The sequence below is a fragment of the Stenotrophomonas chelatiphaga genome (assembly GCF_001431535.1).
Classification (GTDB): domain Bacteria; phylum Pseudomonadota; class Gammaproteobacteria; order Xanthomonadales; family Xanthomonadaceae; genus Stenotrophomonas; species Stenotrophomonas chelatiphaga.
Map to the genome: position 1 here is coordinate 1 of NZ_LDJK01000096.1, position 14,381 is coordinate 14,381.

At 65.0% G+C, this 14,381-nt stretch carries 15 protein-coding genes and 2 pseudogenes; 5 read left to right on the plus strand and 12 right to left on the minus strand.

Annotated elements, in window-relative coordinates:
• A pseudogene (locus ABB28_RS17820) lies at positions 1-143 on the minus strand (mechanosensitive ion channel domain-containing protein); the annotation flags it as partial.
• 7 nt (positions 144-150) lie between these two features.
• On the opposite strand from ABB28_RS17820, the pseudogene ABB28_RS16405 reads away from it, so the two are divergent.
• Positions 151-798, plus strand: a pseudogene (locus tag ABB28_RS16405) (mechanosensitive ion channel family protein); the annotation flags it as partial.
• 74 nt (positions 799-872) lie between these two features.
• Here the strand turns inward: ABB28_RS16405 and ABB28_RS16410 are convergent.
• The 6 genes from ABB28_RS16410 to ABB28_RS16435 all read right to left on the minus strand — a co-directional run bounded on the left by ABB28_RS16410 (position 873) and on the right by ABB28_RS16435 (position 6,090).
• Complete coding sequence (locus ABB28_RS16410; RefSeq protein ID WP_057687440.1) at positions 873-1,985, minus strand: alkene reductase; 1,113 nt, start codon at positions 1,983-1,985, stop codon at positions 873-875.
• A gap of 132 nt (positions 1,986-2,117) precedes the next feature.
• Positions 2,118-2,966 carry an EcsC family protein gene (locus ABB28_RS16415; RefSeq protein ID WP_057687441.1) on the minus strand — a complete coding sequence of 283 codons (849 nt, stop codon included), beginning with the start codon at positions 2,964-2,966 and terminating at the stop codon, positions 2,118-2,120.
• Positions 2,967-3,129: 163 nt separating this feature from the next.
• Positions 3,130-3,699 (minus strand): oligoribonuclease, encoded by a 570-nt coding sequence (gene orn / locus ABB28_RS16420; RefSeq protein ID WP_057687442.1) that lies wholly within the window; start codon positions 3,697-3,699, stop codon positions 3,130-3,132.
• A 67-nt stretch (positions 3,700-3,766) separates the two neighbouring features.
• Complete coding sequence (gene tadA / locus ABB28_RS16425) at positions 3,767-4,288, minus strand: tRNA adenosine(34) deaminase TadA (RefSeq protein ID WP_057687443.1); 522 nt, start codon at positions 4,286-4,288, stop codon at positions 3,767-3,769.
• Positions 4,281-4,736 (minus strand): manganese-binding transcriptional regulator MntR, encoded by a 456-nt coding sequence (gene mntR / locus ABB28_RS16430; protein WP_057687478.1) that lies wholly within the window; start codon positions 4,734-4,736, stop codon positions 4,281-4,283. The genes tadA and mntR overlap by 8 nt, the downstream gene beginning before the upstream one ends.
• A gap of 226 nt (positions 4,737-4,962) precedes the next feature.
• Positions 4,963-6,090, minus strand: a complete 1,128-nt coding sequence (locus ABB28_RS16435) for a DNA adenine methylase (protein WP_211260405.1) — start codon at positions 6,088-6,090, stop codon at positions 4,963-4,965.
• A 394-nt stretch (positions 6,091-6,484) separates the two neighbouring features.
• Between ABB28_RS16435 and ABB28_RS16440 the strand changes: the two genes are divergently transcribed.
• The 4 genes from ABB28_RS16440 (at position 6,485) to ABB28_RS16455 (ending at position 10,500) form a co-directional block, all read left to right on the plus strand.
• Positions 6,485-7,135, plus strand: coding sequence for a hypothetical protein (locus tag ABB28_RS16440; RefSeq protein WP_083492064.1), 651 nt, complete (start codon positions 6,485-6,487; stop codon positions 7,133-7,135).
• Entirely contained in the window at positions 7,135-8,466 is a 1,332-nt protein-coding gene (locus tag ABB28_RS16445) for an XVIPCD domain-containing protein (RefSeq protein WP_057687446.1), read from the plus strand. The genes ABB28_RS16440 and ABB28_RS16445 overlap by 1 nt, the downstream gene beginning before the upstream one ends.
• A gap of 124 nt (positions 8,467-8,590) precedes the next feature.
• Positions 8,591-9,175: a hypothetical protein gene (locus ABB28_RS16450; RefSeq protein ID WP_057687447.1), complete on the plus strand. Its 585-nt coding sequence runs from the start codon at positions 8,591-8,593 to the stop codon at positions 9,173-9,175.
• The gene (locus ABB28_RS16455) at positions 9,172-10,500 is read left to right on the plus strand and encodes an XVIPCD domain-containing protein (RefSeq protein WP_057687448.1); all 1,329 of its coding nucleotides are present in this window, start codon (positions 9,172-9,174) and stop codon (positions 10,498-10,500) included. The genes ABB28_RS16450 and ABB28_RS16455 overlap by 4 nt, the downstream gene beginning before the upstream one ends.
• A 250-nt stretch (positions 10,501-10,750) precedes the next feature.
• On the opposite strand, the gene ABB28_RS18400 is transcribed toward ABB28_RS16455, so the two are convergent.
• The 5 genes from ABB28_RS18400 to ABB28_RS16470 form a co-directional block, all read right to left on the minus strand.
• Positions 10,751-11,065 (minus strand): DUF4189 domain-containing protein, encoded by a 315-nt coding sequence (locus ABB28_RS18400; protein WP_245625363.1) that lies wholly within the window; start codon positions 11,063-11,065, stop codon positions 10,751-10,753.
• 326 nt (positions 11,066-11,391) lie between these two features.
• Entirely contained in the window at positions 11,392-11,940 is a 549-nt protein-coding gene (locus ABB28_RS18545; protein WP_083492067.1) for a DUF4189 domain-containing protein, read from the minus strand.
• Positions 11,941-11,960: 20 nt separating this feature from the next.
• The gene (locus tag ABB28_RS16465) at positions 11,961-12,542 is read right to left on the minus strand and encodes a type IV secretion system protein (RefSeq protein ID WP_338063078.1); all 582 of its coding nucleotides are present in this window, start codon (positions 12,540-12,542) and stop codon (positions 11,961-11,963) included.
• Between the two features lie 149 nt (positions 12,543-12,691).
• On the minus strand, positions 12,692-13,222 hold the full coding sequence (locus tag ABB28_RS17835; RefSeq protein WP_338063079.1) for a DUF4189 domain-containing protein: 531 nt from the start codon (positions 13,220-13,222) through the stop codon (positions 12,692-12,694).
• Between the two features lie 22 nt (positions 13,223-13,244).
• Entirely contained in the window at positions 13,245-14,375 is a 1,131-nt protein-coding gene (locus tag ABB28_RS16470) for a TrbL/VirB6 family protein (RefSeq protein WP_425479565.1), read from the minus strand.
• Positions 14,376-14,381: the final 6 nt, after the last annotated feature.

The window sequence follows — 14,381 nt, forward strand, 5'->3', positions numbered from 1 at the left end:
CCGGTCTGCCCGGCCACCGTCACCACATCGCCCACGCGGAACGGTCGCAGCGTTACCAGCATCACCCCGGAGGCGATGTTGGACAGCGAATCCTTCAATGCCAGGCCGATCGCCAGGCCGGCGGTACCCAGCACCGCCAACAGCGGGGAGATCGCCACGCTGGGCGTGCCGATCTCCCCGCTGTTGGCGGTGCTGGGTACCGCCGGCCTGGCGATCGGCCTGGCATTGAAGGATTCGCTGTCCAACATCGCCTCCGGGGTGATGCTGGTAACGCTGCGACCGTTCCGCGTGGGCGATGTGGTGACGGTGGCCGGGCAGACCGGCACCGTGCGTGACGTGCGCATCTTCCAGACCGTGATCACCGGCGCCGACAACCAGCACACCACCATCCCCAATACACTGATCACCGCCGCGCCGATCATCAACCTCACCGCCGAGCCGACGCGCCGCGTGGAACTGGTCATCGGCATCGGCTACGAGGACGACATCCAGCTGGCGCGCGATACCGCGCTGGCCATCATGAAGGCCGACAAGCGCGTGCTGGCCACGCCGGCGCCGGACGTGGTGGTCTACGAACTGGGGGCGCATTCGATCAACCTGGGCATCCGCTGCTACGTCAACGCCGCCGACCACTTCGGCACCAAGGTGACCCTGCTGGAGCAGCTGAAGCTGGGCTACGACAAGGCGGGCATCAACATCCCGTACCCGCAGCAGGACATGCACCTGTACCTGCACGGCAAGGACGGCAGCGTCACCAGCGCCGACGCCCTGGTGCGCGACCCGCGCTGCCCCCGGTAGTGACGGCCGCTGGCCGTCATGCCCCTGCCCTTGCCGTTGGCGGGTGACGACCGTTGGTCGTCACGCTTCTGCTCCTATGCTTCTTCCGTTTCCAGCACCGGATAATCGATGAACCCTTCCGCCCCGCCACCAAAGTACGTGGCGCGGTCCGGCTCATTCAACGCAGCGCCGGCCTGCAGGCGCTGCGGCAGGTCAGGATTGGCGATGAACGGCCGGCCGAAGCCGATCAGGTCCGCCCAGCCCTTCTCCAACGCTTCTTCGGCGCGCGCCACGGTGTACTTCCCCGCATAGATCAACGTGCCGCGGTAGATGATCCGCAACGCCTCCTTGAAGGCCACCGGCATCACCGGCGCATCCTCCCAGTCGGCCTCGGCGATGTGCAGGTAGCCCACGCCCAGCTGGTCCAGTACGTGCGCGGCGGCAAGATAGGTGGCCTGCGGCGTGTCATCCACTGCGCCCTGCAGCGTGGTCAGCGGCGCCAGCCGCACCCCTACCCGCTCGCCGCCGGCCACCTCGACCACCGCCGCCACCACTTCGCGCAGGAAGCGCAGGCGGTTGGCCAGCGCGCCACCGTAACCATCGGTACGCTGGTTGGCCTGCGAATCGATGAACTGGTTGATCAGATACCCGTTGGCACCGTGCAGCTCCACCCCATCAAAGCCGGCGGCCAAAGCATTGCGGGTGGCCTGCGCATACTCGGCGACGATGCCCGGGATCTCTCCCTCCGAAAGCGCCCGCGGCATCGAATGCTGGATCATCTCGCCCACCCCGGACTGCGGACCCGCACCGGTGGGATCGACGAACACCTTCACTCCCTCGGCCTGCAGCGCGGACGACGAAACCGGTGCGGCATTATCCGGCTGCAGGGCCACGTGGGAGACCCGTCCCACGTGCCACAGCTGGGCGAAGATGCGCCCGCCCGCAGCATGCACCGCGTCCGTGACCGCGCGCCAGCCTTCGATCTGCGCGGGGCTGTGGATGCCCGGCGTCCACGCATACCCCTGGCCCTGCGGGCTGATCTGGGTGCCTTCGCTGACGATCAGCCCGGCCGAGGCCCGCTGTGCGTAATACGTGGCCATGGCCGCGGTGGCCACGTTGCCTTCGGCGGCCCGCGAGCGGGTCATCGGCGGCATCACGATACGGTTGGCCAGCCGCAGCGGACCCAGGGAATACGGGGAGAACAGCATGGAAATTCCTTGCGCGATGATCAGGCAACAAGGATGGGGGCCGGCCGCCACCGCTTACAGACCCGGCCGGGCAATACAGTTGTGCCTGTGGCGCAACGATCAGCGCGACGGCGACGCAGCAGCGCCGCTCCGTCAGCCCTGGGCGATGCGCTGGTAACAGGCCTGCACCACGTCCTCGCCGTATTTGCGCTCCAGCCGGCGCACGATGAAATGGCCGCGCGCCACGTCCTGGTAGTAGTCGGTGAACATGGTGTTCAACGCCGCACCGGTGGCCGCGCCGACGATCGGCACCGCCTGCGCGGCGAACTTCTCGGTGATCACCACGCCGAACCGCCCGGCCACTTTCTCCACCAGCTTGGCCAGCAGTTTGCCGGCCTCCTTCGGCGCCACGCCGAGGGTCAGGTTGCGGCCGGTCACCACCCGCCCGGCCAGCTCGGCCGACAGGTGCCGCACCACGTCGGCGGTGAAGCCGCGCGCGAGGTAATAGCCGGTTTCACTGGCATCATCGCTCTTGGCGTTGCCGCCCAGCGCGAACACTTCCAGGCAGGCCTGGCGGGTGGACATGTCGGCCAGGTCGAAGCCCTCGCTGCGGGCTACGTCGGCCACCGCGCGCATCATGATGGTGGTGGACACCGGCAGTTCGATCAGCAGCGCGGCGAAACCAAACGCCCCGCCGACCGCACCGGAGGTGGCCGCTGCCAGCTTGTGCCAGCGCGTGGAGGCGGACTTGCCCGGCGTGTTGTCCATGCTCATCAACGCGCCCTGCACCGCCTTGTACAGCGCGGCCTGCACGGCGCCATGGATGCGGCTGGACACCGCGGTGGGCAGCCGGCTCACCGCGAACTCCAGCGGTGTGCCGACCAGGTTGGCCATGCGCGCGGTGATGGTCGGCGCCTCCAGCAGGCTTACGGCGCGCTGCAGGTCAGCCCAGTCCTGGGGCTGATGGGCGATGTCACGGGGAAGCAGGATCGGCTCGTTCATCGCCTGATCTTAGCGCCGGGGAGTTGAACGGCCGGGTGACGACCCGTGCCCCGGGAGGTGACGGCCAACGGTCGTCACGCTCCTCAGCTCCATTGCACTATGAACAGTCACGGCCAACGGTCGTCACCCACCGCGGTTGACGGCCAGCGGCCGTCACTACCCTTCAGTCGGGCAGGCCAGCCAGGGTACCCATGAACTGCCGGTAGTGCTTCAGTTCGTTGATCGAATCATGCACATCGCTCAGCGCGGTGTGGTTGCTGTTCTTGCCCACCCCGGCAGCCACCGTCGGGGCCCAGCGCTTGGCCAGCTCCTTGATGGTGGACACGTCCAGGTTGCGGTAGTGGAAATACTTCTCCAGCCGCGGCATTTCACGATGCAGGAACCGGCGGTCCTGGCAGATCGAGTTGCCGCACATCGGCGAGGCTCCCGCGCCGATCCATTCGGCCAGGAAGTTCACCGTGGCCGCTTCGGCCTGGCCCAGACTGACCTGGCTGTCGACCACGCGCTGCCACAGGCCCGAGCGACGGTGCTGGTTGCGGTTCCACTCATCCATCGCCTCCAGCCGCTCCACCGCGTGGTGGATGGCGAACTCCGGGCCTTCGGCAAGCACGTTGAGCTGGGCATCGGTGACCACCGTGGCGATTTCGATGATGGAATCGTTGTCGGTGTCCAACCCGGTCATTTCCAGGTCGATCCAGATCAGTCGGTCATTGCCCGCGCCGGTGTCGGCCATCGTGTTTCCTCGCTGTGGGCGGGCCGCGGCCTCGCCATGAATGGATGCGGCCATGATACCGCGCCGTTCAGCCCTCGTCGGTGGCCGGCGCATCCAATGACAGCAGCGGGCGGCCGCGCTTGGCGCGGAAATAATTGGTCAGCCGGGTGCTCGCCTCGCGTGCCAGCACGCCGCCATGGATGTCCACCCGGTGGTTGTGGCGCGCGTCGCCGAGCAGGTCGAACACGCTGCCACAGGCGCCGGTCTTCGGGTCGGTGGCCGCATACACCAGCCGGGCCACGCGCGCGTGCACGATCGCCATCGCGCACATCGCACAGGGCTCCAGGGTGACGTACAGCGTGCTGCCCATCAGCCTGTGGTTCTGCAGTGCCCTGCCCGCCCGCCGCATCGCCACGATCTCAGCATGCGCGCTGGGGTCATGCTCGGCGATGTTGAGATTCCAGCCTTCGCCCAGCACCTCACCGTCCGCACTGACCAGTACCGCACCGACCGGGATCTCGTTGAACTCGCGCTGCGCGCGCTCGGCCAGCGCCAGTGCGTGGCGCATCCAGTGTTCGTCGGCATCGTGGACCGGCAGCGCGTCAGACATGCGGCGCCGCCTTGGCCAGGAAGGCCTCGAACGCGGCCAACGTCGCTTCGCTGACATGGTGCTCGATGCCCTCGGCATCGCGCCGCGCCGAATCGGCATCCACGCCGAGCGCCAGCAGGAACCGCTCCACGGTCTGGTGGCGGGCGCGTACATCGCGCGCCAGCTGTTCGCCGGCCGGGGTCAGGAACACGCCGCGGTACGGGCGCTGGATCGCCCAGCCTTCCTTGACCAGCCGCTTCAGCGCCTTGGCGACCGTCGGCTGCGCCACCCCGAGGCGGCTGGCGATGTCCACCTGACGCGCCTCGCGACCGTCGGCAATCAGGTCGGCGATCAGCTCCACGTAGTCCTCCACCAGCTCGGACCGGCGCGCTTCACGCACCTGCGCGAAGCCCTCCATGTGGACCTGGGTGGCGGGCAGGACGGACTTCGGGCGGGTGCTGTCTGGCATGCGGGTATTGTACGCGGGCGCCGGAAACCATCGGTAGCGCCGAAGGCAGCAGCAGGAGCCGCAGCCAACGTCGCTTGCAACGGCCCGCAGGGTGCCGGTCAGGACGACCGGCATCGCCATGCTCGGCGAGCGCAGCGGAGGGCATCCACCATGACGGCCAGCGGCCGTCACTACCGCGAACTGGCAGCCGTCGTTGCCTCGCCGCCCCCGCACGGCCGGATGTGGTTCACCGCTTGTCCAAAAGGTACAGGAACTCGGTTACATGGGTGTCCCGGGCACCCAGGTTCCGGCTGCCGCGGAAGGTGTTGTAGCGCGTGTCCATCACGCTCAGCGCGCCCATCGCCTCAAGCCCGGCAACGAAGCGTTCGTGGCTGATGAAGCCTTCGGAGTTGTACGAGATCAGCACGAAACGGGCGCGCACCTGCGCCACCGCATCGAACAGTGCGGCCTCGGCCAGCCGGGCCTTGTTGTAGTCCGAACGGTTCCAGTCGCTGGGAATGCCCGACACCCGGCTGACCTGCGACGGCCGCTGGTAATCGCACAGCAGGTTCAACATGAAGTAATTCGAACCATACGGATGCTCGTTGTAGGGCGGATCGAAGTACGCCACGTCCACCACGTCCAGTTCACGCACCAGTGCATTGGCATCGCGACGGTGCAGCTGCACATCACAGGCGAAGCGACTGAACACCGGCGCCTGCACCTCGATCGGGCGCAGGATGCGCGACAGCGCGTTGCGAGCGGTACCACCGAACTGGCCGACGCCTTCGCGGTTCTTGTGGAAGCCTTTGAATACGCCCGAAGTGTTGGTATACATCGACGCCTGCGCCAGCACCGGCGCGAGCAGGAACGGCCGCAGGTCGACCGGCGTATCCACCAGCACCTGGCAGAAGGTATCCAGGAACATCGCGTTGCGCCGCGTATAGAACACCCGCTCACCGGGCTGGATGTCATCGTCGTCCAGCGGCGCATACAGTTCACACAGGAAGCCCGGCGCCAGTTCGCGCTGCACCCGCCGTGCAACGTGGGCCAGCGCTTCCTCCAGCGCCCGCGTATCCACGTCCGCCACGTTGGCCTGGTAACAGCGGTTGCCGACCTCGCTGTAGCGCTCCAGGTCATTGCAGTGCAGACGCGCGGCATGCCGGCGGGCCAGCCGTGCGACCACGCCGGAGCCGGAAAACAGGTCCAAAAAATCGATCCGCGTCTTGCCCAGGCAGTCCTTGGCATGGGCGATGCCGGCCTCCACGAACGGCAGCAGGGCGCGCTTGTTGCCGATATAGGTGATCAGCTGGCTGCGCAGGTAAGCCGCGTGCTCGGCAGGCACGGAGTCAGTGGAATCTTCCTGCGAATTCAATCGGTTCCCCTGATCACATGATGGCATTCGAAATTCCCCGCCATGGTAGCGCCGAGCCGCGCTTGGCGGGTATGCAGTGCGGTCTATCACGCCTGGGATCAGGCGTTTCCGCCTAGCGTTGCGCGGCGCCACCGATGTGATCCCGTTACCCGCGCGCCAACGTTTTGACGCAAACGAAACGTCGAACTGGTAAAAAGGAGGTCTATTCGTCACGAATCGAGCACATGTCGCCAAGGAACGGAGACAACACCGCGGCCCACGCACACCGGTTCGAGCCCCAGGCTCCCGCACGCGTGCCCTGCCCTGCGCCCTTCGGCGGCATGCTCGATCGCTTGCGCGACCCGGCATGACTGCACCGACTTCCCCCTTTCCACCCGCAGCCAGGAGGCCCTCCGTGCGCCGAACGTTTCTGCCGTGCGCTGCCCTGCTCCTCCTCACCGCCTGCCATCCGGAGAACGCCATGAACCAGGAAATCACCACCGCCGAACAGGACGTCGAGAACGGCGGCCGCGGCCTGGCCAAGCTCAATCCCAGCCCGCGCCAGGCATTCGAGCTGGTGCTGAGCATCGCCGATGCCCCCGGTGCATTCGCCGTGGTGGAAGGGGTGGCGCAGTACGACGTGACCAATGAGCAGGAGTGCGGCCGCATCATTCCCGCCACCGGCATGGCCGCGCGCATCACCAGCCAGGAGCCGGTGCAGCTGAAGAAGGTGTCCGATACCGAGTATCGCGGCACGGTCTACCTGGACCGCATGCTGGATGAGGATTACTACGGCCGCGGTGTCTGCACGTGGTCCTTCAGTGGAGCCGGTGCGATGTTGAAAGCCACCGGGGCCGACGGCGAAACCCGCTTCACCTCGTTCATCCAGGCCGATCAGTTCATCGCCGGCAAGGCGCTCACCCGGCATTACCCGAATCGCGACTACCCGCGCGTGGAGTCGGTGCCGGACTTCGGCCAGGCCGGCCACGAAGACCCGACCCGGTTCCGCCCGGAACTGCAGGATGCGCTGTTCACCGCGACCCTGACCGCCTATGAGGTGCGCTGATGCCGCTCACCCACCGCGACTACGCTGCGCTTTCCGCCGATGCGTATGAAGACCACAGGGTCGGCCGCCGCGCGCCTGGCCAGGAAGAAGTGGTTCCACTCAACGGGCACAACTACAAGGTGCTGGAGCACGTAAACAACCGCGTCAACGGCTACCAGGGCACGATCTACCAGCGCGAGGATACCGGCGAGATCATCGTCTCCCACCGCGGCACCGAAGAGATCGCGCAGGATGCGGTGCTTGCCGATGGTGGGATGGTGCTGGCGCGCTACAACCTGCAGGCAGGCGACGCCATCGCGCTGACCCAGCGTGCGGTCGCCTTGTCCAAGCACATCGGCGAGAACGAAGGCCGGGCCCCGGAAGTCACTGTCACAGGGCATTCGCTGGGCGGCGCGCTGGCCCAGGTCACCGCTCACCACTTCGACCTGAAAGGCGAAACCTTCAACGCCTACGGCGCGGCCAGCCTTGGCCTGCGCATTCCCGAAGGTGGCAAGAGCGTTCTAAACCACGCCATGGCCTCGGATCCGGTCAGCGCAGCTTCTGGCCATTACGGCGAGGTCCGCCTGTACGCCAGGCCCGATGAGATACGCACGCTGGGCAACGCGGGTTTCAGCAACAAGTGGTACAACGGCGTGATTCCGGATTCGGCGCTGGTCGCCGCAGCCGGTTCGCTGGGCGCACACAAGCTCGGCAATTTCGCTGATGCCGGCTCGGTGCTGGACGACCCTGCCACGCAGGCGCTGGCCAAGCAGAACGCGCGAATGATCGACGAATACCGCGACAAGATGGAACTGCTGCGCGGGGCCGTCACCACCGGTGCGCGCGGCGTGCCGGGCGTGGCCGTGGATCTCTACGACCGCATCCGCGGCCCGCTGGATCCGGGTGAGCCGGCCCGCAAGGCTACAGACGACGCACACAAGCGCGATGGCGCCATGCGCATGGACAGCCCCGGCCACCCCGGCAACCTACTGTTCCAGGACGCACTGCGCGGCGTGGAAGCCCAGGACCTGCGAGTGGGCCGCACGCCGGACCAGCACAGCGGCCAGTTGGCCGGCAGTTTGGCTGCGGAAATGCATGCCAACGGCGGCACCCGCATCGACAGCGTGCTGATGAGCAGCGATGCCTCGCGCACCTTCGGCGTGCAGGGCCAGGCCAACGATCCGGCGCACCTGCGGGTTTCGGTGGCGACCACCGAGGCGATGAACATTCCGCTGGATCAGTCCAGCGAACGCGTGGCATCGCAGCAGGCCCTCCAGCAGTTGGCTGCACAGGACCGCGACCAGCAGATCGAACAGATCCAGTCCACAGCCGCGCGCAGCATGAATGCATGAGTACCGCGCGATGCGACTGCTGACCTCTTTATTCCATCCACCATCCAGGAGGCCCCCAGTGCGCCAAACCCTTCTACCGTGCGCTGTGTTGCTGCTTCTAACTGCTTGCCATTCGGAGACCGCCATGAATCAGGAAATCACTGCCGCAGAACAGGACGTCGAACAGGGCGGCCGCGGCCTGGCCAAGCTCAACCCGGCCCCGCGCCAGGCATACGAATTCGTATTGAAGATCGACGATGCTCCGGGCCCGTTCGCCATGGTCAAAGGCACCGCCCAGTACGACGTCATCAATGAACAGGAATGCGGGCGCATCGTGCCGGCCACCGGCCGCGCGGGCCGTATCACCAGCAAGGAAGAGGTGAAGCTGCAGAAAGTCAGCGACAACGAATACCGTGGCACGGTGTATCTGGACCTGATGCAGGACGAGGACTATTACGGACGCGGCGTCTGCCAGTGGAAGTTCAGCGGCGCCGGCGCGATGCTGAAGGCCACCGGTGCCGACGGCGAAACCCGCTTCCTTTCCTTCATCGAAGCGGACCGCTTCGTCAAGGGCGAGACCGAAACCCAGCACTACGCCGACATGGGCTACCCGCGCGAATCGATGGATGACTACGCCGATTACGGCGAGGATGCACCGGAGGGCTTCAAGCCGGAGCTGCGCGAGAAGCTGTTCTCGATCACCTTGGCCGCCAAAGAGGCGCAGCCATGAGCCTGCGCAGCCAGGACTACGCCGCACTGGCCGATGATGCGTACAAAGATCACGCAGTCGGTCGCTGGGCCCCCGATGAAGCGGAGGTGGTCCCGATCGGCGACCACAACTACCGCATCCTGGAGCACGTCAACAACAAGAACGGCTACCAGGGTTTCATCTACCAGCGGGTGGACACCAACGAGATCGTGGTGTCTCACCGCGGTACCGAACAACCGCTGCACGACGTGGTCACCGACCTGGGCATGGTGGTCGCACGCACCAACCTGCAGGCGGACGATGCAATCGCCCTTACTGGACGCGCCAACGCGTACGCACAGATCCAGCAGGAGCGTAAAGGCCAGCACATCGATGTCACCGTCACCGGCCATTCGCTGGGCGGCTCGCTCGCACAGATTTCCGCGCACCACCACGGCCTGAAGGGCGAAACCTTCAATGCCTACGGCGCAGCCAGTCTGGGCTACCGCATCCGCGAAGGCGGCGATGCGATGGTCAACCATGTGATGTCGGCCGATCCGGTCAGCGCGGCGTCCGGCCACTACGGCCAGGTGAAGGTCTATGCGAACGAAACCGAGATCAAGAACCTGTACGGATCCGGCTTCCGCAACGGCGCGGTAGCTGGCTTCCTGATGCCCGATTCGGCGTTGCTGGCTGCCGGTCGGTCGCTGGATTCGCACAAGATGCACAACTTCCTGGGCGAGGGCTCGGTACTGAACAATCCCGCCTCGCAGACGCTGGCCAAGCAGAACGACGGCATGATCAGCGAGTACCGCGACAAGCTGGAATTCCTGCGCGGCGGCCTGACCACTGCGACCCGCGGTGGGATCGGCAACGCGGAGGACATCATCAACCGCATCCGCGGCCCGCTGGAGCCGGGCGAGCCTGCGCGCAACGCGGCGGAAGAAGAAGCGCACAAGCGCGACGGCGCGATGCGCATGGATCAGCCTGGCCACCCCGGCAACCTGCTGTTCCAGGACGCGTTGCGCGGCGTGGAAGCACAGGACCTGCGCGTGGGCCGCACACCGGACCAGCACAGCGGCCAGCTCGCCGGCAGCTTGGCGGCGGAAATGCATGCCAACGGCGGCACCCGCATCGACAATGTGCTGATGAGCAGCGATGCGTCGCGCACGTTTGGCGTGCAGGGTGAAGTCAACGATCCGGCGCACCTGCGGGTGTCGGTGGCGACCACCGAGGCGATGAACACGTCACTGGATCAGTCCAGCGAGCGCGTGGCTTCACAGCAGGCCGCGCAGCAGGTGGCCTCGCAGGAGCGTGACATGCAGATCGAGCAGGGCCAGGTGGCTGCGCGCAGCATGAATGCCTGAGCCGTTCCCGGGCGCCTTGGTTGGGCAGGGCCCTCCGTACGCGTCCGTGCCTCGGTCAAACCGATCTCACGCGCTGGTTTCGGCGTGGGATCGGCTCAAGACCAGGCCAGATGGACGCTCTGAGCGTCCACTGGGGAAGAGGTTGTACGAACAGGCTCAGCGCTCAGGGAAACTGCAGGCCTCATAGCTCGCTGTACACCGGTCCCGGCAGCATCGATGCACAGCTGGCGGGTTGATGCGCAGCCAGCAGTCAGATCGGCTCAATCTCAGGCAGGCTGCATGCACTGTAGGCGACCTCGCAGCCATTACCTGCGCGGTTTTCGCAATAACTCTGTGCCTTCTTCATTGCCAGCTCTGGCGTAGCGCCTTCGCCCAGGCCGCCGAGCGCCGTGGCATCGCCGCCATCCGGCACGACCCACGCCACGCATTGGTTGCTGTACTCGGCCATCACCTTGCAGTCCGTGGCGCCATTGCGTCGACATTTCGCCATCGCTTCGCTGAGCGCGTCGCTTTTCGTCAGACGGCCCGTGGCGGCACCCGCATCAGACGTGGCTGCGGAGGCCACGATGGCCCCCCATCGCGTTCCCCAACGTGATGTCGGCGCAGTTGCCTGCGGAGCAGCGCGTTGCTGGCTCGCTGCAGCCCCCGGGATGGGGGCGCAGCCTCCTACGCCTTGGCCGCCCACAGGATATTGACCGGGCGGGCAGCGGCCCTCTGCGAATGCGGGAAAAGCAGGAAGCCAGGAGCAGACGATAACTGCTGACAGCAAGAGTAACGCGCATGAAGAGTTGTGCACGCGGTTGACCAAGGGTGGCGGTGCACTCAACAGATGCCGACCCGCATGCGTTGACTCGCGTGCCGGCGAGGATGGACTCGACGCCCAGCCGTTGCTTATCGCGTCCACTGGGGGAGACTGCACGCGCTGTAAGCGAGCACGCATGAACCACCGGGGGCGTGTTTGCACTTCGAAGTTGCATTGTCCACCGCAGCCTGCTCGGACAATCCAGCTGAAATGCCTGTTTTCGCCCCTGGCGCGTCTGCAGATGGAACGACCCACGCAGCGCACTGATTTCGGTAGGTAAGGAGTATCCGACAGTCTTTCAGACCGTTCCGGGAACATTTTTCGATGGCGACACGCTTGGCATCACCTTCAGTCAACTGGTCGACCACGACGCCGGCATCAGGAGTCGAGTCAGACAGCGCCATTGCGCCCCAGCGGTCCTCGTAACGACCCGGATCAATCGGCGGCGGCGCGGGCTGCGCCGCCTGGTTGCCACTGTAGCCTGGAATCGGTGCGCAGCCTCCTACGCCTTGGCCGCCTACAGGGTACTGGCCCGGAGGGCAGCGCCCTTCGGCGTCGGCACCCGCGCTGCCCAGTGAGAAGAAGAATGCGATGAAAAGCATCCAAGCGCCCCGCGGTCTCCTGTACGTCATTGCCATACCTCCATCCCTATACCGTCTCAACCAATGGGCGCATTACCGCGGCTACCTGCTGGTGCCACGTTACCGGCGCCCGCTTCTCCTCCCATATTAGGCATCACTACCCGACTCTGAGCTGTCTCACCGGTGGCTGCCGTGCTTGCTGGAGCGGCCTGCTGCGGCGCATAAGAACCCGGCGGCTGTCCCTGCGGACCCGGTGCAGCAGCGCCCGGCGAACCGCCGATCTGCGAGTACGCCATGAACGCACCCAGCGTGCCCTGGAAGAACATCGCCGCCATGGGCGGTGCGGTCAGGATCAAGGTAGTCAGGATCAACCCCATGCCGCCCTGCTGCAGCGCCATGCTGGTCATGCCATCGGCGAGTGCGCCATCAAGCAGGAATTTGTCGGCCAATGCCGCTATCCAGAAGGTACCTGCGACACGGATCACCATTCCAGCCAGGGCTACCATGGAGAACATCGTGCCGATTCCGTACAGCAACCGTCTCTGGAACAGCGCTCGGGTTGCTCGAAAAAACAGGCACAGGATGAAGATCGGGCCCCGGCCGATGAACAGCGCCATCGCCACCTGGTTACTCAGCAACAACTGAGCCTTCAAAATCACCGCAGTCTTGATACGCCTCGAAGATTGGTCTGCTGCAGTCACTGTAAACAGCCCTCAAGCTTTGGGCGTCGTGCGCTGCGCAGCTCCGTCCTACATGAGGCGTGCGCGCCGGTGCACGTAAGGCCGGCGCGCATTGATTCCCAAAACTTCTAGAACTTCTCAAAGATAGGCAGCGTGCAGTCGACATACTTGACCTCACAGATCGCACCACCTCTAGTGCAGCGCGCCAGTGCTCCCTGTCGAACAATATCCTCAGTCGCGCCCGTGAAATAGGCGCCCTCAGAGCCCGTAGTCGTAGGCCTGGCCACGGCTACACACTGATTCTTGTACGTGACCTGGCTCTCACAGTCCGGTGATCCGCCACCCCGGCAATTTGCCAACGCTTCGTCCACCGCGGCCGATTTGCTGGTCTTACCCGTCGCAACGCCGGTGTCTCCGGTGCTATCCGAGTACACCAACGCGCCCCACGTCTTTATCCACTTACCATTGGGCCTGCTCACGGGTGTTGATGCAGCGGGTATCGGTGCACATCCCTGCACACCTTGGCCGCCGATTGGATAATGTCCCGGAGGGCACCCACCTTCCGCATTAGCTTCATCGGGCAACAACCACAGGCCCGCCGCTCCCAGAAGCATACAAAGCATGATTTTAATGGAAGCAATTTTTACGTACACGGACATGGCTCCTCGTTACCCGAGATACTCATCGATTTGCATTGCCCATTTTGCCGTGATCAGGTGTACTCGACTGAGAACCAACGCCCGACCCCAGAAAACGACCGTCCTGAGAAGAATAGGAACCGTCCGACTGGGGCATCGTCGACGCAGGAGCACTCGGCGTATACGTCCCCGGCGGCCTTCCATCCGCACTCGGGGCAGCGCCGGCACCACCGCTTATCTGCGAATATGCCATGAAGTTGCCCAGCGTACCCTGGAAGAAGAACGCTGCCATTGGGGGCGCGGTCAGGATCAAGGTCGTTAGGATAAGCCCCATGCCGCCCTGCTGCATGGCCTGACTGGTCACGCCATCGGCGAGTGCGCCATCAAGCAGGAATTTGTCGGCCAATGCCGTTATCCAGAAGGTACCTGCGACACGGATCACCATGTCCAGCGCGATCGACACCATCGCCGCCAGAACCGCCATGGAGAACATCGTGCCGATTCCGTACAGCAGCCACTTCTGGAACAGCGCCTTGGTCTGGTCGAACAGCAGGCACAAAATGAAGATCGGACCGAGACCGATGAACAGCGCCATTGCCACCTGGTAAAGCAGCAGCATGGAACCGGCGGTAATGGCAGGCCCCCCCGTACCCAGGCCGATGAACCACAACGCGCGCGACTTCTCCTGCACCATGCTGGGATCACCCATCACGTTGATCGCATCGATGCTCGACAACGCCACCTGCATCCAAGCCAGTGCCTCGTCGATCTGTTCTTCCGGCGAGCCCTTTCCGGTCACCAGGAAGGAGATACGCTCCTTGAGATCGGTGGTCAGGAATTCATTCAACTCACGTCCGAACATGCCCATCGTCGTCGCCACACTGACGATCAGCGCCGCACGGGCCATGTTGGTGACCAGTTCCATCATCGAATCGCGACTGCGTCCGGTCGCGATGCGGAAACCCTGCACCAGCACCCAGATGGTCATGATCGTCAGTGCGATGCCACCCACCCAGGCCATCGTGTTGCCGAGCAGTTCGATGCCGAACTCGGTGATCCGCTCTTCCAGGAAATCCAGAATCAGCCGGAAGAAGACGAAGTCACCGATGGATTGGACACGACCGACCGAATGCAGCAACTGCTGCAGACCGTCGGAAAATTCAAAGTTGGACATGGACCT

Bases quoted from the DNA above. Each gene is read 5' to 3' on its own strand.
- ABB28_RS17835 (WP_338063079.1), bottom strand. From the start codon at position 13,222: ATGTCCGTGTACGTAAAAATTGCTTCCATTAAAATCATGCTTTGTATG.
- ABB28_RS16410 (WP_057687440.1), bottom strand. From the start codon at position 1,985: ATGCTGTTCTCCCCGTATTCCCTGGGTCCGCTGCGGCTGGCCAACCGT.
- ABB28_RS16415 (WP_057687441.1), bottom strand. From the start codon at position 2,966: ATGAACGAGCCGATCCTGCTTCCCCGTGACATCGCCCATCAGCCCCAG.
- tadA (WP_057687443.1), bottom strand. From the start codon at position 4,288: ATGTCTGACGCGCTGCCGGTCCACGATGCCGACGAACACTGGATGCGC.
- ABB28_RS16450 (WP_057687447.1), top strand. From the start codon at position 8,591: ATGAATCAGGAAATCACTGCCGCAGAACAGGACGTCGAACAGGGCGGC.
- ABB28_RS16455 (WP_057687448.1), top strand. From the start codon at position 9,172: ATGAGCCTGCGCAGCCAGGACTACGCCGCACTGGCCGATGATGCGTAC.
- mntR (WP_057687478.1), bottom strand. From the start codon at position 4,736: ATGCCAGACAGCACCCGCCCGAAGTCCGTCCTGCCCGCCACCCAGGTC.
- orn (WP_057687442.1), bottom strand. From the start codon at position 3,699: ATGGCCGACACCGGCGCGGGCAATGACCGACTGATCTGGATCGACCTG.
- ABB28_RS16445 (WP_057687446.1), top strand. From the start codon at position 7,135: ATGCCGCTCACCCACCGCGACTACGCTGCGCTTTCCGCCGATGCGTAT.
- ABB28_RS18545 (WP_083492067.1), bottom strand. From the start codon at position 11,940: ATGGCAATGACGTACAGGAGACCGCGGGGCGCTTGGATGCTTTTCATC.
- ABB28_RS16470 (WP_425479565.1), bottom strand. From the start codon at position 14,375: ATGTCCAACTTTGAATTTTCCGACGGTCTGCAGCAGTTGCTGCATTCG.